Genomic DNA, 18015 nt, shown 5'->3' with positions numbered 1-18015 from the left:
AACCTGAGTCAGGACACCGGGTCCTGCCGTACCGCGTGGTTCGCGCGGAACTTGATGCCTTGACTGCTTGAGCCGTAAAGCCTGGATTTTTGCCACTTCGCAACCTCAAAGTTCCCGGGTTGGTTCAGCGGATTGGATATATACTTGCAAACTGCATTTAATTGCAGTACGCATTAAATAGGAGTTTACCTCTCCGCAATCAACGCGAAAAACTCTCCAGGGAGGAGATCATGACCTACAAGATGCTCAAGCCTTTGCTTGTGACAGCAGCCATGTTGCCGCTTGCGAGCGTGGCAACGGCTCAAAGCGAAGCTCGTACCGATCTGGTAATCGCTGACCTTGGCCAGCCGGAAACAAACCCTTGGGTTATCAACCGCCATCGTTTTGAACGCTGCGTCGCTGAAGCGCTGGGTGTCGAGCTGAAGGAGTTTGACGATCAGAACTCGGAAGAACAGCACGCGGCGCAAGCTGAATCCATCATCGCAAGCGGCCCGGACGGGCTGATCTTCAACCCGCTGACGTCGCCGGCCGGTATCCAGGTCGCGCGTCTTCTCGAAGAGAATGATATTCCTGGTATTGCCGTCGGTCGACTGGTGGTGTCCAGCTATGACGATGACTATGAAGGTGAGGATTTCATCGCGCAGGTGACCCAGAACAATGACACTTGGGGTCAGGCAATCGGCAAAGCCACCGCAGATCTCGGACACAAGAAAGTCGCGATGGTCTGGAACCAGAAAGGTGTGACTTCTGCGGAAGAAATCTGGGCGGGAGTTCAATCGGAATTGGACGCGGCAGGGGTCGAAGTGATCGCTGAAAGTTGGGATCGTCTGAACCGGGAGAATGGCCAGAAATATGCCGAGCAGTTCATTGCCCGCTTCGGACCCGGCGAGATTGACGCGATCATCGTGCTTGGCGCGGTCGCCGGTCTCGGCAGTCAATTTGCGGTGGAACAGGCAGGGCGTGACGACATCGCCATCATAACCACCGACATTGACGAGCAGGTCGCTCAATTCATCAAGGATGGCAAACTGAGTTTCTCGATCGGTGGCCATTGGATGGTTGGCGGGTTCGGCCTTATCCAACTCTATGACTACTTGCACGGTCACCCGATTGAAGACACCCAGCCGCGGGTCGGCCTCATTCCGGTAACAGCCGACAATGTGGATACCTATGCCAACAGTCTTCTGAACGGATGTATTCTTTCACCGGAAACCGTTCGCAGCCTCAGCAAGGTCCATAATCCCGACGCTGATTTGCCCGGTTTCATCGACGCGTGGCAGGCAAACTGGCAAGACTACGTGCAATAACTCCCCTTGCACGCAGCGAGCCCTCCCCCGGTTCAATGGGTCGGGGGACTAAAAAATCAAACTCTTTTCGAGGTCCGCAGATGAGACTTTTCGGATACGCTCCGGAGCGCGGTGCTGCCGCTGGTGATACAATGCCATTCTACCACGATGGCACGTGGCATCTGTTTTTTTCCCAACCCCCTGTGGGCGCGTGGGAATATGTTGAGCGGGCGCGCGTCTCGACCGCTTATCTTCGGTCAGATGACCTCGTAAACTGGGAGGTGATGCCCGACGCTTTTGGCCCCGGCGCGCACGGTGAGTGCGACGGCGATGGGATCTGGACCGGCTCTGTCATTGAGCACAAGGGCGTGTTTCACTTCTTCTACACAGGTTACAATCGTCAATCTGCTTCACCGCAGTCAATTTGCAAGGCAACATCGACTGATCTCAAGTCCTGGGAGAAATCCGGATCCAACCCGATGATCTTCCCCGATCCCCGCTGGTACGAAACCGTCGATTGGCGCGACCCCTTTGTCTACCGCGACGAAGAGGCAGGGTGCTTCAAGATGCTGATCTCAGCGCGCCTCAAGGAAGGTCCGCAGTTTCGCCGGGGCTGTGTTGCCGTTGCCACGTCCGATGATCTGGAAAGCTGGGAGGTTGGCCCGCCGCTGGCGTCCTCGATGTTGACGCATTGCCCGGAATGCCCGGAAATCTTCAAGTTGGGCGACTGGTGGTATCTGGTTGAAAGCCGCTACTCGGAACGAATGCAAACAGTGTATCGGGTGTCAAAATCCCCGGATGGTCCTTGGGAAAGCCGCAAGCTCGACAGTCTTGACGGGCGTCGATTTTACGCTGCCAAATCGGCCAGCGATGGCGACCGTCGCATGAGTTTCGCATGGATACCGTTCCGCAAGCATCATGGCCCCAAGCGCAGCTGGGTTTGGGGCGGAGAACTGGGCAGCCCGCGCGAACTTGTCTCGCTGCCAGACGGCACGCTGACCTGCAAATTGCCCGATAACGTGGACCAGAGTTACGCAGAGACCGTGCCCCACAAGCTGCGCCCCATGTTGGGAGACTGGACCGGCGATGCAGACCCTCGGTGTGATGCGACAGGATCATACGGATACGCGTTCATCGACGGTCCGAACCGGGATGACGTGTTGCTCGATGTAGTGATTGAACCTGATCCCGCCACCGAAGCTGTGGGTATTCTCATCGAACCCCGAGGCGGCGATCATCTGGACAGCGGTTACAGCCTTTCAATCGAGCCCATGAAGGAGCGCGTCCTGTTTGATCGCTGGCCTGCCGCGATGGATCCACTTTGGGACAGCCTGGTGCTCAATGAGCGGCATGGCATTGAGGTCCGTCAGGAGATCGACAGCCCATTGGTCGAGCGTCCGCTCGCCTTCACACCGGAGGATGGGTGTTACCGGGTCCAGATCCTGCGCAACGGGTCGGCCATCGAGTGCTTTGTGGCCGGGCAGGTTGTTGCATCCTTCAGGGTCTATGACATCTCCAATACCGATGCCTGGGGTCTCTTTGTTCAGGAAGGCTCGGCGAAATTCCACAATCTCAACTTCCGCAAGTAAAGGCCTCGCCATGCCCCTCATAACCCTCAGACAATTGCTTGATTATGCGGCGGATCAAGGATTTGGTGTGCCGGCGTTCAACATCTCCAATATGGAGCAGGGCCTTGCGATCATGAACGCTGCGCGCGCCTGCGATGCACCGGTGATCCTGCAAGCCAGCTTGAATGTTCGCAGGGCCTATGCCGGAGATCGGATGATCGTCGCTATAGTGAACGCACTGGCGTCCATGTATCCCGACAACCCAATCTGTCTGCATCAGGACCACGGCCATGATGAGCAGGCCTGCGTCAGCGCCATCGCTGCGGGGTTCACCTCGGCCATGATGGATGGCTCCCTGATGGGCGACGGCAAGACACCCGCCAGCTATGCCCACAACGTCGATATCACGGCTCGCGTTGCACAGATCGCACATTGGACGGGTGCCTCAATCGAAGGAGAGCTGGGTGTTCTTGGATCGCTTGAAACCGGCGAGGCGGGTGAAGAAGACGGGTCCGGGGCAGAGGGCAAACTGGATCACGATCAGCTATTGACCGATCCCGATCAGGCAGCGGAGTTTGTTGCTGCAACCAAGGTCGATGCGCTAGCGATAGCCTGTGGGACGTCTCATGGCGCTTATAAATTCACAAGGGAACCGGATGGCGACATCCTGGCCATCAGCCAGATTGAGGCGATCCATCGTCGCGTGCCGAATACCCATCTTGTCATGCATGGGTCGAGCTCTGTGCCACAGGGTTTGCAGGACTTGATAAACGCCTCTGGCGGTGAAATGCCACAAACCTGGGGCGTCCCCGTCGAAGAGATCGAACGCGGGATCCGGCATGGTGTTCGAAAAATCAACATCGACACCGATTGCCGCATGGCCATGTCCGGCGCAATGCGGCGCTTCTCCCGGGACAACCCATCGAATTTCGATCCTCGGGCGTTTATCTTGGCCGGGATGGCGGAGCTTGAAACGCTGGTCCGTGACAGGTTCGAGAGGTTCGGGGTGGCGGGCCACGGGCGTAAAATCAAGCCGATCCCAGTTGCAGAAATGGCAAAGCGGTATGCTGATGGCGGGCTCGATCCATCCCGGAAGGCCGCGTGAGCCGGGCGCTGTTCATAGGCCGCTCGGTGATGGATGTCACCGCGCTTGTTGAGGATTTTCCGGGTCCGGACGGGAAGACCAAGGCTTTGAGCAATGATGTGATCCCGGGCGGGTCTGCTTTGAACGCTGCCGTTACGTTCGCCCATCTTGGTGGAACGGCGGCGCTGGCCACATCGCTGGGCGCGCCGGGCCCAATGAAGACAATGCTGACGTCCGATCTGAAGGACAGGAACGTTACGGTGCACGACATCAGTAATGACCCGGACTATCGCATCCCTCTTTCGACAGTTGTTTCAACCCGGAGCCTTGGGGCCAGGATGATTGTCAATGGCGCAGGGGATGAGTGCGAAAAGGTGCGTTCTCAAGAGGGTCTGATCCTGACGGAAGGATACGGGTTGATTCAGATCGACCAGTACGAACGGCATTTTGTTGCGGCGCACGCTGACGCCTTACGTGCGTTTGAAGGGCCAATCATTTTGGATGGCGGCGGCTGGAAAGACTGGTCACCGGATTTTCTAAAGCTGGCCGATATTCCAATTGTCAGCGACGTGTTTTGTCCCGAGGGACTGCGCGCCTTTGCCAATATGTGTGAGGAACTGGACATCCAACGCTGGGCAATGACACGGGGTCACGCTGGGGTCGTCTGGCATGATCAGGGACGACGGGGCGAGATACCCGCTTTGGAGGTGGACGTTGTCGATAGCTTGGGCGCAGGAGACATTTATCACGGCGCTTTCTGCCACGCGTATCTCGAGACCGGGTCATTTGTAGATGCGTTGAATATCGCCAACCAGATCGCGGGTAAGTCATGCACCCATGCGGGTACGCGGAGTTGGATGGATGCCTGAGCACCTCGCCGACTATGCCAGCCTTCTGGGCGCAATTGAAAAGCGGATAAGTGCAGGTCAACCGCCGCTCATTGTAGCAATTGCAGGGCCTCCGGCGACGGGTAAGTCTACGCTGTCCGAGCGGCTGTCCGAGGATCTACGCGCTGCCGGGCACATCGCTGCCTACTGCCCGATGGACGGGTTTCACAAAACAAACGCCCAGCTTGAGGCCGAAGGGCTTAGAAGCGTGAAAGGCCGTATCGATACGTTTGATGGCAACGCGTTTGCCCACGCGGTGGAACGTTTGTCCAGGGGAGATGCGTTTTGGTGGCCGCGATATTCCCGGCACATACATGACCCGGTCCCAGAAGGCGCCAGGATCGAAGGAAACGAGGCCCTTTGCATAGTCGAGGGCAACTACATTCTGATGAATGAAGCGCCTTGGATTCGAGCGGCATCGCATTTCGACCTGCGTATCTTTGTAGACACGCCGGATGAACTCCTGAAGCAGCGCTTGAAGCGACGCCACGAGCGTGGCGGCAGAGGTGAAGTCGAGACGCGGGAAAAGATCACCAAGACCGACATGCCCAACGCGGAGAGGATCCGACAAAGTGCTACATTCGCCGACATCCTGTTTCAGGAGGGCGTCGATGCGTAGCACCCGAGAGTTGATTGCAGGTTGCAAGCAAAACTCGCTATGTTTGAGCCAAATTGAAAAAATTGGGGTTCGGACATGAAACTTGCTCAAAAAGGCTTGTCGATCGAAGGTATTCAAGGCCACAACAGGCGCGCCATCCTTGCAGCTTTGCACGACATGGGAGAATGCTCGCGCAAGGAAATCAGCGTAGCCACCGGATTGGATCAGGCGACTGTCACACGTGCGATAGCACCACTTATTGACAATGGCATCGTTGAGGAAGTGGGACTTGTTCGTGGGGGGCGTGGTCGGCGATCGATCAACCTCAGCTTTGTTGGTTCCGGGCGATACATCCTCTGTCTTAGATTGCAACGCCGTAGCTTTTCCATTGCTGCATTTAATCTGCGCGGTGACCTGCTGGAGACCAGTGAATTCCCCATCGCACGGGACGGGTCCGCCAAGCAGACTTTCAAGGAGATCTCCGAGACACTGGATCGCCAGATTGGCAATTTGAAACAGGTCGATGGCATTGGCGTGGCTGTTCCTGGCCCGTTCCTGGAGCGCGATGAACGTGTCATCCTCATGACTGAAAGCCCTCAATGGCAGGGCTTCGATCTGATCCCCGAGCTGCGCTCCCGCTATCCTGACATTCCTGTTCACTCCACACACGACGCCAAGGCAGCAGCCTTGACTGAATGGCGCCATCATGGCCGGGCGCTGGGGGCCAAGGTCATGTTGTACGTGTCTGCCGGTCAGGGGATCGGCTCGGCGCTTGTCGTGGATGGCCATGTGCACCGGGGTGCGCAAGGTCTTGCAGGTGAATTGGGGCATACGTCCATCAGCGTTGATGGCGAGCAGTGCAAATGTGGAAATAGAGGCTGTCTGGAACTCTTCACGTCGCGCATTGCGCTACTGCGTGCCATACGGGAGCGCGCAGAGAACGTCAGCAGTACAACATTGACTTCAGACGCTGATTTTTCTCAGGTCCTTGACGCATACGCAGCGGAAGACGGGCTTGCCAGCGAAGAGGTGCACAGGGTTGCACGCTATCTGGCGCAAGGCATCACCAACTGCATCAACTTCGTCAATCCGGATTTGGTTGTGATCGGAGATGAATATGCCGGGTTCGGTCAAAGGTTTCTGGAACACATCAAGACCCATGTAAAAGCGACGGTTTTGCCAAGCATCTACGATGCCGTCGACATCGAGCTGAGCCAGCAAAGTGAAGATACTGTGCTGCGCGGGGCCTTTCTGGACGTACTTGCACAAACCTATCTCGGTTCTCCCAGAGCCGAGCCAGAAGCCCTTGTTGCTGAAGCAAGCGGATAGGAATGAAGGAGAACCCACTATGAATGACCAGACGGCTCAACCTCTTCTTTCGGTGAAACACGTTTCGAAGTCATTTGGTGGTGTCCAGGCATTGCGTGACGGCTCCTTTGATCTTCATCGCGGTGAAGTTGTCGCGATCGTGGGCGGAAATGGTGCCGGAAAATCAACGTTGATGAAGGTTGTGGCTGGGGCCCATGTTCCGGACGGCGGACAGATCATCATCAATGGCAAGGAAGTATCCCGGGCTGAGCACAGTGTTTCGCATATGCAGGAATGCGGGATCGAAGTCGTTTATCAGGATCTGGCACTGGTTCCCAATATGACGGCGCCCTACAACCTGTTTTTGGGGCGCATCCCCCGCAAATGGGGGATTTTTGTGGATGAACGAAAGATGCGCGAAAAAACCCGTGAAGCCCTCGCGCAGCTCAATGTCACCACCGTTCAGGATCTGTCGCAACCAATCTCCTCCATGTCCGGAGGACAACAACAAAGTATCGCGATCGGGCGCGCAATTGCCTGGGGGAGCGACATCGTAATCCTTGACGAACCGACCGCCGCACTTGGACCGAATGAAACGGCGGAAGTTGAGCGATTGGTTGAGGATGTGCGCGACAAGCAGGGCACGTCATTCCTTTTGGTAAGCCACAATCTCGATCAGGTGCGCCGCCTGGCTGACCGTATCGTAGTGACCCATCACGGGGTCACATCGCGCGAATTCAAACGCGACGAGATTACCTCGGACCGGCTCGTGAAGGCCATAACTCTCGGCGAATGAGGAGAACGACATGACCGAAACAACCGCCTCCCGCCCATTCCTGACGCCCAAACGCGCCGAAATGTTGCGAGACTATGTGCCTTTCATTGCCATTGTTCTGGTAATCTTGTTGTTCTGGGCGATCTCGGGCGACCGCTTCATGTCGATGCGCAACTGGACGTTCATTGCGCAGCAAACGCCTGTCTTGATGTTACTGGCATTCGCGCAGTTGATGATCGTGACAACTGGTTCAATTGATATCTCCATCGGGTCAAGCCTGGCATTTTCGGCGTTTCTGGGTGCACTTGGAATGCTCTGGTTCGGGGATGTGGGCTTGATCCTGGGAATTGTCGCAGGTGGCCTTGTTGGCATGGTCAACGGCCTGATTATTTCACTGCTCAAGATCCCATCATTTGTGACAACATTGGCAATGCTGATCATCGTGCGCGCCGTTGTGATTATCGCATCAGACGGCACGGCGATTTATATAACGGACGATAGCGTGTCAGGCGGCACCAACATCTCGTCTGTCGCAGCACCTTGGCTTCTGTCGATGGGCAAATTCCCCGCGATCTTCATCCTCGCGGCGATTGTCGCGCTGTTTATGTGGGCCTTTTATGAGAGGACTGTTTTTGGTCAACAGTTGCGAGCCGTTGGAGGCAACGAGAAGGTTCTCCGCCTGGTCGGCATCAATGTCACGACGTTCAAGATCAAGGTCTTTGCCGCTGCAGGGCTGATGGTGGGATTGGCGGCTTGCGTCAACCTGGCAAGGGCAGGAGCGGCGACGCCCCAGGCGGGTCTGATGATTGAGCTCGACGCAATTGCTGCGGTTGCGCTTGGTGGTACGCCGCTGACAGGTGGCTATGGCAGTGTGGTCAAAACAATCATCGGGGCATTGACCCTGACAATCGTCCGCAATGGGCTGACAATCGCGGGCGTACCCCCTTCGTGGAGCCAGGTCGCCTTGGGTGTTTTGCTGATTGCTGCAATCGCTATTTCGCTAAACAGAAGCAAGGTAGACGTTGTGAAGTGACAGCGAATGACATCGTGGTGTGGCTGCCGGAGCTGTGCGCTACGATGCCGAGGAATCAAATATTGGCTGCGTGCACCGTCGACAATCGCAACGGTCAATGGTGTGCACAGAACCTGAGACATGTAACCGTGGGGAAGGACGTTAGTTGATTGCATTTACCGGCGCAACTATCATGCCAGAGGTCTAACATCGCGTGTTCCACAGCGTTGGAGTGATCCCCGGATGAACATGTTCGAACTTCGCGTACCCTTCTTTCTTCCGCTCTGGCGGCGGGTTGCCGTCACACTCTTGAGCGTTGGATGGGCGATCTTGGAGCTTGTAACCGGGAACTTGTTCTGGGCCATTCTGTTTGGCGCGATTGGGACCATCGCGACCTGGCAGTTTTTCCTTTCTGGTTGGCCGGACGAGGCGTCAGATCAAGAGTCTAAAGAGTGAATCCCCGCGGTCACAGTGCCCTTGATTACTGAACGATTGTGTCACGATGTTTCTAAAGCACTGCAAAAGCAGACGTTTGATCGGTCATCATGTAGGGCAGCAAAGTCCCGCGTAGCAGTCGTTCAAGCAAGTTGCAGCGAATGACTGCTTCGAGCCCAACCTGTTCCTTGGATTTTCTCGCTGCTTGCACTCGCAGCGTCAGGAATGCCAAGTGAGCAACAAGTTCGGTGCCGCTATGCAGCGGAAGCAACGGTCATTCATACAGGCTGCAGCGAGAATCACACGTGGAATTCACAAGTCGCGGACGAAGCCGAAACTGGACAACTGCGTGGTTAACCCTAAGCTTTGGTACCTAGGGCCAAAAGATCAAGCAGTTGTCATGGGAAGTCTCCTGTACGTGGTTCCGCCGCGGTCGCAGTAGCGGCGGGTTAGTTCAGAAAGTAAGCCGATATTTCAAAGGGCCGAACGGGCGGCAGTCTCCAAAGCATGGTGCAGAGAGCGCGCGTAAGAGCGCGGGCCAAGAACCGCGTAGTGGCTGGCAGTTTCAAAGCAGATGATCACACAGCTAAGGTGCTCCAGCAGCGCGCGTGTGGCGCTCCCGGGCTCCATCGCAGCCAGATTGACGCCGCTCAAACGTTCAAACACACCCCGGCACGCACCCTCCAGATCAAAACGGCACCAGCCGTCTGTTTGCTCTGTTACCGAGGCTAGGCCCTCCACGGCATCCGCGAGTTGGTAGGACATAAGTTCATGCTCCGGGATTTCTGCGGAGATCAGCCACTGATCCTGCGCAAACCAGCTAGCCGCGTATGAGCCCGCTGCGGCGTGCTTCCCGACCGCAGGCAAAGCTAATCCCAGCATGGCCTCGGCCGCTTTCCGGCCTTCGTCTTCGCGCCCCCTACGCAATGCAAGCGAGGCAAGCGCCCGGTTCGGAACCTCAGTGATTGTCAGCCCATTGAATCGGTCGACACGCGGCGTTTCTCCCCAAAGCGGGGTGATGGATTGAAGATCAAGCACGCAGGCGCCCTCCTTCCGGGTCAAAGAAATGTGTGGGAATGACCTGAGCCTTTACATCGGTTCCCCGCACGGGATCGACTACGCGGATAATCTCGCCCATGCGCTGATCACCGCCTTTGAGAAAGGCCATTCCGATGGAGTGCCCCAGATGTGGCGAGATACAGGCTGATGTCACATGCCCCTGTTCGCTGTCGATATGAACAGGCGCAGTTTCATTCACCAACTGGGAACCGGCGGTTATCACTTCGCTTTGGTTCACGGGCTTCAGACCGACAAGGCGCAATCCATTGGGATCAGTCACCCCCTCCCGCTGGTCCATTGTGCTGCCGATGCTGTCTTTTTTGCGGGACACCATGCGCCCCATACCCAGCATCAGTGCGGTGGCCCTGCCGTCGAGTTCGCGACCCGTCGGGTGGCCTTTTTCAATGCGCATGATGTCGAGCGCTTCAAGACCATAGGGAGCTACTCCAAGATCTTGCCCCAACTCTAGCATTCGGCGCCACAGCGCATCTCCATAACGGGTGGGAACAGCCAATTCATAGGCCAGTTCACCCGAGAATGAGATCCGAAACAGACGTGCCCTCAGGCCGCCGCACAGCGTCACGGAACCGCAGGCCATGAACGGGAATGCCTCGTTTGAGATATCGAACTCAGAGTCCACAATCCGCTGCAGCAGCTCGCGCGATTTCGGTCCGGCAACAGCAAACTGCGCCCAGGCCTCGGTGGTTGAGATCAGCTGCACGTCCATGTCCGGCCACAGGCATTGACGGGCGAATTCCATGTTTCTCAGAACCGCCCCGGCATTGGCTGTAGTGGTCGTGATGACGAAGTGTTCTTCCGCCAACCGTGCAGCGGTGCCGTCATCGTAACAGGCGCCATCTTCGCGCAGCATGATGCCATAGCGCACCTTACCCACTGCCAGCTTGGCAAAACCATTGGCATAGACCCTGTTCAGGAATGACGCGGCATCCGCGCCCTGAACGTCGATTTTTCCCAGTGTGGTCACATCGCAGATGCCCACATTCTTGCGCACGTTACAGGCCTCTCGGTCAGCGGACTGGCGCCAATGGGTCTCGCCCGGCTGCGGAAACCAACGCGCCCGCATCCAGTCGCCAGCAGTGTCAAAGGGCGCATTGTGTTCCCTGGCCCATTTGTCAGTCGGGGTTTCGCGCGTCGGGTGGAAGTGTTTGCCCACCGTGCGCCCGCCGATTGTGCCCAGTGCAACCGGTGTATAGGGCGGCCGGAAAATCGTCGTTCCCGTTTCGGGGATCGATTTGCCGGTCAGCTCGGCCATTATTGCCAAAGCATTGACGTTAGCAGTTTTGCCCTGGTCAGTGGCCATGCCGAGAGTAGTGTAGCGTTTGAGATGCTCGACCGATCGGTAGTTCTCCTGATGTGCCAGCTTAACGTCCTTGACGGTCACGTCGTTCTGCTGGTCCAGCCAAGCCCGGCCCTTGCCATGGGGCACATGGTAAAGTGGCTGGAGGTTATAGGCGCCGTTATCGGCGCGCGGCAGCTTCAATGCGCTGGCGGCGATACCCAGGCTTTCCAGGGCAGCCACAGCTTCTTCCGCCCCGCTGCGCAATGCGTCTTCAGTCGAAAACAGGCCTTTGGCCGCACCCGCCACCGACATGCCAACTGGGATGTTCCGGCCGGGAACGAAAGCTGCAATACTCTCAATCCAGACAGGACGGCCGCCCTGGTGGCAGGTCAGGTGGACGTTGGGATTCCAGCCGCCAGACACGCCCAAGGCGCCACAGGCTAGCGTTTCCTCGTGGCCATCCGCTTGACGGACCCGGATGCTGCTCAGGCCATGCCGCCCCTTGGTGCCGATAACATGCGCGCCACTGATCAGCCGCACATCCGTCAGTGTCGGCGCATCCAGCCGGGCATCGACGATGGCTGTGACATCAACACCTTTTGCCATCAGGTCTACCGCAGTGCGATGGCCATCATCATTGTTGGTGAAGACCGCCACCTTCCGCGCGGGGGTTGCAGCCCAGCGGTTGGCATAGGCCCGCATCGATCCTGCCAGCATCACCCCCGGACGGTCGTTGTCCGGGAAAGCAATTGGACGCTCGGTTGCCCCGGCACAAAGGATCGCGCGCTTTGAATAAACCCGCCACAATGTCTGCCGCGGCTTCCCTGCCACAGGGGTTTGCAGATGGTCCTGCACCCTCTCAACCACACCGTAAACCCCGTGGTCAAAGGCCCCCATCGCCGTGCTTCGCGGCATCAGGCGCACATTGTCCATCGCGGTTAGCTCGGCCACAGTCTGCTCAACCCATTCGACCGCAGGCTTTCCGTCGACATCTTCCTGTTCGACGTTCAGGCGCCCGCCAAAACGGCTATCTTCATCCGCGAGGATGACGTTTGCGCTTGCACGGCCCGCGGTCAGTGCCGCCATCAGGCCAGCGGGCCCACCCCCAATCACCAGCAGATCGCAATGGAGGAAGCCCTTTTCATATTCATCCGGGTCATCTTCCCCAGACAGGCGACCAAGGCCTGCAGCTGAGCGGATGATGGGTTCATAGACTTTCTCCCAGAAAGCCGCCGGCCACATGAACGTCTTGTAATAGAAACCGGCGCTCAGAATATCCGAGAACAAATCGTTCAGGGCAAGCAGGTCGTAACGTAAGCTGCCCTTGTAATTCTGTGAGCAAGCAACCAGCCCTTCGTACAGCTCCGCTACTGTAGCGCGTGTGTTTGGTTCCTGCCGGGCTCCACTGCGCAATTCGACCAGCGCGTTTGGCTCCTCGGAGCCAGCGGTGAAAATACCACGCGGACGGTGATACTTGAACGATCGACCCAGGAAACGCACGCCATTGGCCATCAGGGCAGACGCCAGCGTGTCGCCCTCATACCCCAGATAGGCACGCCCATCGAAATTGAAGTTCAGTGGCTTTCCGCGGTTGATCAGGCCGCCATTCAAACGGTTGGATTGGGTCATTTGCTGCGCCCCTGCTTGCGGGCCACATCGCTGGCCAGTTCGACATTAGTGATTTCATGCGTCACCGTGTTGCGTGTTACGACTAGCCACGAGCGGTCGCCATGCTCGTGATACCAAAGCTCGCGGTGCTCCCCGGCTGGATCATCACGCAGGTAGACGTATTCGTAAAACTGATCCATCGCGTTCCCGGCCTGCCAGTCGGGACGGTCAATCAGGCAAGCATCGCCGAGATAGGTGAATTCCTGCCGGTCACGCGGCCCCAAAAGAGGGTGATTGATAATCATTTGACCGCTCCTTACTGCCGGTTCGGGTTCGGGCCTTGGCCCTTTTCATCAAGCAGGTAGCCGGTCCGGAACCGGTCAAGACGATAGGGCTTGGCAAGTTCATGCGGCTGTTCTGTGCTTAGAAGATGAGCAAAGCATTCGCCGGCTGCGGGTGTTGCTTTGAATCCGCCGTAGCACCAGCCGCCGTTCAAATAGAGACCCTTGATCGGCGTTTCGTCGATCACCGCATGGCCATCCATGGACATATCCTGCAAACCGCCCCATGCCCGCAAAAGACGAGCGCGCGACAGCATTGGGAACAAGGTCACAGCGGCTTCAATCACCGATTCAAAGACCGGCAGGTTGCCCCGCTGGGCGCAGGAATTGTACTGATCCAGGTCGCCTCCCATAACCAGGCCGCCTTTGTCCGACTGCGAAATATAGAAGTGACCTGCGCCATAATTGACTTGGCCGGGAATGATGGGCTTGAGCCCTTCAGACACGAAAGCCTGAAGAACATGGCTTTCGATTGGGGTACGAATGCCCGCCATGTCCATCACTCGGCTGGTATTTCCAGCTACCGAGACACCAACCTTCCTTGCGCCGATGAACCCGCGGGTTGTCTCAATCCCCAGGACCTTACCTTGCTCAATCCGGAACCCCATAACTTCGCAATTCTGAAGGATATCTACTCCGCGCCTGTCGGCCGACCGCGCATATCCCCAGACCACAGCGTCATGGCGGGCGGTGCCACCGCGCCGGTGAAGATAGGCACCCGTGATAGGGAAACGTCCGTCGAAATTCATCGAGGGGTACATCTTGCGCACCTGCTCAGGCCCCAAAATCTCGCCATCTGTGCCTTGCATCCGCATGATGTTGGTTTTGCGATAGTGGTCGTCCCTCTCTGAGTCGTTGTGGTGCACGAACAACAAGCCACGCTGTGAGTGCATGACATTGAAGTTCAACTCCCGCTCCATCTTTTCCCACAGGCCAACACTGTGATCGTAGAAGCGGGTATTTGGAGGCAAAGTGTAGTCACCACGCACAATTGTCGTGTTACGCCCGGCATTGCCGGACCCAATCCAGCCTTTTTCGACCACTGCGATGCTTTTCTCACCATATTTCGTCGCTAGGTAATGTGCAGTCGCCAACCCGTGGCCTCCGCCGCCAATGACAATGATGTCGTAATTGGGTTTGGGTTCCGGATTGCGCCAAGCAGGCTTCCAACCTTTTTGGCCATTCAAGGCCTCTCTAATGACTCTTAGCCCTGAGTACCTCATGGCATTCTTTTCCTTTATGGCATGGGTGCCCATTTGGCACCCAGTTCGTGGAACCGGCCAGTTTCAACGCTGATGTGGGCAATGCCGAATCCCATGTTCTGGAACGCTTAATGCTCATAAGTTAATCGATTAACTTCCAATTCGTCAATCACCTTCAACGCCAATAGGAGTCGCAGTTCAAGTATCGCTTACAGTGCTGGGCGTTCGCCCGGGTGGGCGGACGCGTGCCCGATACTTGCGTATCGGGCGGGTAAACGCGATCAAATGCGACACCCTCCAAAAGACAACTCAGGCAACCAAATGGCGATCTTGTGCCTGATTCACGAATCGGGACGACTACAAAGCTCTTGAATGGTGGCGACAAGTTTCGCATCTATGGCACGGTTGGTTGTATCATTGCGGTTGTTGTGGCGCCTTGCGCCCGGCAGACGAGATCCCGGAATTGCCTCGTATTTTTCGAAAAACTCTTCGCAATGGCCCTCCCAACCTTCACCGGCCAGTAGTGATGGCGAAAATGCCAGGAAAAACTCTCCCCCACGGGGAGGGCCACCATCACCGTTGTCGGCATCTTGCGCTTCATAGCTAAACCGTTCACCGGTCGCACCAGCCGCCAAGAGTTCAACCATCGTTGCAATAGCAGAACCCTTGTGCCCTCCGAAGGGAAGCAAAACGCCTTTCAAGATTGCTGCCGGATCGGTGGTTTCATTGCCATTTTCATCCAATCCGGTTCCAAGGGGGACCGAATGGCCATCTCTTGCGGCAATTGCTACATCGCCGCCGGCCATTGCGGAAGTTGCCATGTCGAATACAAATGGTGGTTTGTTTTTCCGTGGCCAGGCAAAAGCGAGCGGATTGGTACCAAATAAAGGCTTGTTTGAACCATGTGGTGCGACATTTGGCATATAACTTACACAAGCCATCCCTGCCAAATTTTGTTCGGCCAATGCCTCAACTTCTGGCCAAAGGGCGGCAAAATGATGCGTGTGGGTAAGAGTCATTGCTGCGATACCGAACTCACTCGCTGCTTTCGCCAGCGCTGGAATACCTCGCTCGATTGCCAAGGGGGCATACCCATCGTCGCCATTCGCGTTAACAATTACAGGTGATTTGTTGGAAATCTGCGGATCGGCGGCGCCGTTGACCTTCCCACTACGTAGGGATGCCACATATCCGGGCACCCTGAACAAGCCGTGGGAATGAGACCCGTCTCGCTCAGCAGCAACAACCGTCCGGGTCAGGGCCCCGGCGTTTTGAGGGTCGCATCCATTTTGGGTGAATGCTTCTAGTGCGAGATCATGTATCTCACTTAGCGATAGGTTTACGACGGTCATTAGAAAAGCCTCCTCAGCCGGGCACGGAACGAAATCGAAATGTGTAGCGCAGTATTTTTCATGACTTTCTTCTTTTGGTGTTTGGGCCATTGTTCATGGCTGGTGATGTTGCGGAATATCTCAATTCAACGGTCCCAAGTGTTTCGAGAACCGGTGGATGCATGCTGCGCCGAAATCAGTCGCTGGCAATGAGGGTTCTCGACTGCCGCCAAGCTCAATTCCCAAACGCGCTGCGGCCAGCATCTTTCCATAGGTCAGGAAATGTGGAATTCCCTGCATGATAAAGCAGAGAACCGGCAATAGATCGGCATATAGCTTATCGGCCCGCTCTTCGGTCCCAGCAGTGAATTCAGCGAAAATTTCGCTGGTCTTATCTACCGTATCAATCGCCGGGATCAGCCCACTGGCACCCGCGCGCAGGTTGTCAGGTAATTCCAGTCCGCAGCGGCCATTGAAAAGCATCACGCTATCCCCGAGCTCTGACGCAACAGACTCAAGATCGACGGCGTTGCATTCCAGTTTCGCGATGGTGAAATTTTTGTGGTCATTCGCAAGCGCGATCAAGCTCTGGTTGCTTAGTCCGAAGCCAAGGAACTCCGGCGCATTCTGGACCCCAATCTGGCAATCGACCGCCGAGATAATCTCGGAGAAGAAGCCCGCCAGCTTTGCATCGTCCATTTTCTGCGAGGGAGGCTGGAGCATCAGCGCCGACGCACCGCTTTGAATTGCTCGCTTCGAAAACTCAATCTGCTCGGTGATCGTATCGCCATAGACGGTCGCTAAGAGCGGCTTGCGTCCATCAATGCGCTTCGCGACGACTTCAAGGACCTCGACGCGCTCATCGAATGAGAGCTTCGAGACCTCCGTACCCAACCCCAGAATCGCAACTCCGGCAGCCTGGGTGCCCAAAGCCGCATCCACCTGACGCCGAAACGGATCCTGGCGCAATACACCGCGATCGTCAAAGAACGCATAGAGCATTGGATAAATGCCGGGCGATACGACCGCAGGTGAATTGTCTTGCAATGCTATCATGTTACCTCCAAACCATTCTTCTTGTCGTAGGCTTCTGCGGCCCGACCAACGGCGTCCTCGTTCAGGGTAAATCCAAGGCCAGGGGCGGACATGACCGGAATTTTCCCGGCATTTGGCGTCAGATCCGGGCTTTCGACGATGTCCTCTTGCAGGAGCTGCCACATGATCTGATTGCCATCATCCAAATTCGGAACACCCGACGCAGCTTGTATCGAGGCGCAGGTGGTAATTCCGGTCTCCCAAACACCGTGAATACACACGTTGATGTCGAATACCTGAGCTATCGCAGCGACGCGGCGGAACCCAAGAATACCTCCAGTTTCGTGCAGACCCACAGTCAGCAGGCTTGCCGCACCGCTGGAGCACATCGAGTGAGCCTCCTCTAGTGTGTACACGGACTGGTCGGCGGCAATTGGGACTGAGCAGGATTGTTTCAATGCCTTCAATGCCGGAACGCCGGCAATCGCCGACACCGGCTGTTCAACCATCTCGAGATCATACTTGGCGAGCTTATTGATCATCACCTGGGCCTCCATCAAGTCCCAGGCCTCATTCGGGTCGATCCGAAGTCGCTTGTTGCCAATTGCCTTTCTGACAGCTTCGACATTGGCCATATCTTTATCGTTGGTGTATCCGGCCTTGAGGTAAATCACTTCAAAGCCGTCCGACGCCAACTGACCGGCATGTGCTGCAACCTCTTCCGTACTGTCTCCCTGGACAAACCCCATGAAACTCACCGTGTCATGGATCTTCCCACCCAACAGGGCATGAACCGGCAGATCCAACGATTTGCCAAGTGCATCCCAAAGGGCCAATTCAACACCTGCAAACGCAAAATTGCCTATTCTTGGATGAGATTGGCTGGCATAGTGATGTCCAAAATTTTGCGTAAAGAGCTGTTTCATCAAATCGGTGATCTGAGTGATGGGCTGCCCTATCAGGACCGTTTTAGCGGTTAGTAAGAGCGCATGGATCGCCTCTGGGGACGTCATCGTCGGGGCGGTTTCGCCGTAGCCGACGACGCCCGCATCCGTTTCGACCTCAATCAGGATTGTTGTTTGACCAAGATTCTTGCCCATGGCCCAGACATAGGGCGTCTTGAACTTGGAAAAGAGCCGTGTGAGGCGAATATCTTTTATTTTCATGACCTTGTCTTCCATTAGGT

The 18015-nt window shown here is 56.4% G+C and carries 16 protein-coding genes; 9 read left to right on the top strand and 7 right to left on the bottom strand.

The features are described 5' to 3' along the window. Window positions 1-230: 230 nt before the first annotated feature. The 9 genes from AC2FLG_RS03985 (at window position 231) to AC2FLG_RS03945 (ending at window position 8974) form a co-directional block, all read left to right on the top strand. Complete coding sequence (locus tag AC2FLG_RS03985) at window positions 231-1307, top strand: sugar ABC transporter substrate-binding protein (RefSeq protein WP_299664530.1); 1077 nt, start codon at window positions 231-233, stop codon at window positions 1305-1307. A gap of 80 nt (window positions 1308-1387) precedes the next feature. Beyond that, the gene (locus AC2FLG_RS03980; RefSeq protein WP_299985811.1) at window positions 1388-2875 is read left to right on the top strand and encodes a family 43 glycosylhydrolase; all 1488 of its coding nucleotides are present in this window, start codon (window positions 1388-1390) and stop codon (window positions 2873-2875) included. Window positions 2876-2885: 10 nt separating this feature from the next. After that, on the top strand, window positions 2886-3959 hold the full coding sequence (gene fba / locus AC2FLG_RS03975) for a class II fructose-bisphosphate aldolase (protein ID WP_299664535.1): 1074 nt from the start codon (window positions 2886-2888) through the stop codon (window positions 3957-3959). Beyond that, window positions 3956-4807 carry a PfkB family carbohydrate kinase gene (locus tag AC2FLG_RS03970; RefSeq protein ID WP_299664537.1) on the top strand — a complete coding sequence of 284 codons (852 nt, stop codon included), beginning with the start codon at window positions 3956-3958 and terminating at the stop codon, window positions 4805-4807. Before fba ends, AC2FLG_RS03970 begins: the two co-directional genes overlap by 4 nt. Continuing rightward, the gene (locus AC2FLG_RS03965) at window positions 4800-5444 is read left to right on the top strand and encodes an AAA family ATPase (RefSeq protein WP_299664539.1); all 645 of its coding nucleotides are present in this window, start codon (window positions 4800-4802) and stop codon (window positions 5442-5444) included. The genes AC2FLG_RS03970 and AC2FLG_RS03965 overlap by 8 nt, the downstream gene beginning before the upstream one ends. Window positions 5445-5519: 75 nt before the next feature. Then, on the top strand, window positions 5520-6752 hold the full coding sequence (locus AC2FLG_RS03960) for an ROK family transcriptional regulator (protein ID WP_299664541.1): 1233 nt from the start codon (window positions 5520-5522) through the stop codon (window positions 6750-6752). 19 nt (window positions 6753-6771) lie between these two features. Continuing rightward, the gene (locus AC2FLG_RS03955) at window positions 6772-7527 is read left to right on the top strand and encodes an ATP-binding cassette domain-containing protein (RefSeq protein WP_299664544.1); all 756 of its coding nucleotides are present in this window, start codon (window positions 6772-6774) and stop codon (window positions 7525-7527) included. Window positions 7528-7537: 10 nt separating this feature from the next. Next, entirely contained in the window at window positions 7538-8539 is a 1002-nt protein-coding gene (locus AC2FLG_RS03950; protein ID WP_299664546.1) for an ABC transporter permease, read from the top strand. 228 nt (window positions 8540-8767) lie between these two features. Next, window positions 8768-8974 (top strand): hypothetical protein, encoded by a 207-nt coding sequence (locus AC2FLG_RS03945; RefSeq protein WP_496676962.1) that lies wholly within the window; start codon window positions 8768-8770, stop codon window positions 8972-8974. A gap of 453 nt (window positions 8975-9427) precedes the next feature. Here AC2FLG_RS03945 and AC2FLG_RS03940 read toward each other — a convergent pair whose 3' ends face one another. The 7 genes from AC2FLG_RS03940 to AC2FLG_RS03910 all read right to left on the bottom strand — a co-directional run bounded on the left by AC2FLG_RS03940 (window position 9428) and on the right by AC2FLG_RS03910 (window position 17995). Further along, window positions 9428-9991, bottom strand: coding sequence for a sarcosine oxidase subunit gamma (locus AC2FLG_RS03940; RefSeq protein ID WP_142638799.1), 564 nt, complete (start codon window positions 9989-9991; stop codon window positions 9428-9430). Continuing rightward, window positions 9984-12941, bottom strand: a complete 2958-nt coding sequence (locus AC2FLG_RS03935; protein ID WP_496677010.1) for a sarcosine oxidase subunit alpha family protein — start codon at window positions 12939-12941, stop codon at window positions 9984-9986. The genes AC2FLG_RS03940 and AC2FLG_RS03935 overlap by 8 nt, the downstream gene beginning before the upstream one ends. Continuing rightward, window positions 12938-13225: a sarcosine oxidase subunit delta gene (locus tag AC2FLG_RS03930; RefSeq protein WP_106607275.1), complete on the bottom strand. Its 288-nt coding sequence runs from the start codon at window positions 13223-13225 to the stop codon at window positions 12938-12940. The genes AC2FLG_RS03935 and AC2FLG_RS03930 overlap by 4 nt, the downstream gene beginning before the upstream one ends. Before the next feature lie 11 nt (window positions 13226-13236). Further along, on the bottom strand, window positions 13237-14484 hold the full coding sequence (locus AC2FLG_RS03925; protein WP_106607585.1) for a sarcosine oxidase subunit beta family protein: 1248 nt from the start codon (window positions 14482-14484) through the stop codon (window positions 13237-13239). 320 nt (window positions 14485-14804) lie between these two features. Continuing rightward, window positions 14805-15905 carry an Ldh family oxidoreductase gene (locus AC2FLG_RS03920; RefSeq protein WP_496677006.1) on the bottom strand — a complete coding sequence of 367 codons (1101 nt, stop codon included), beginning with the start codon at window positions 15903-15905 and terminating at the stop codon, window positions 14805-14807. A 30-nt stretch (window positions 15906-15935) separates the two neighbouring features. Continuing rightward, window positions 15936-16850: a dihydrodipicolinate synthase family protein gene (locus tag AC2FLG_RS03915; RefSeq protein WP_496705072.1), complete on the bottom strand. Its 915-nt coding sequence runs from the start codon at window positions 16848-16850 to the stop codon at window positions 15936-15938. Next, the gene (locus tag AC2FLG_RS03910; RefSeq protein WP_496677000.1) at window positions 16847-17995 is read right to left on the bottom strand and encodes a mandelate racemase/muconate lactonizing enzyme family protein; all 1149 of its coding nucleotides are present in this window, start codon (window positions 17993-17995) and stop codon (window positions 16847-16849) included. The genes AC2FLG_RS03915 and AC2FLG_RS03910 overlap by 4 nt, the downstream gene beginning before the upstream one ends. Window positions 17996-18015 lie beyond the last annotated feature (20 nt).

The organism is Ruegeria sp. CDSA193 (genome assembly GCF_059611885.1).
Note: the sequence above shows the minus strand (reverse complement) of the source record. Positions and strands in the feature narration are given on the sequence as shown.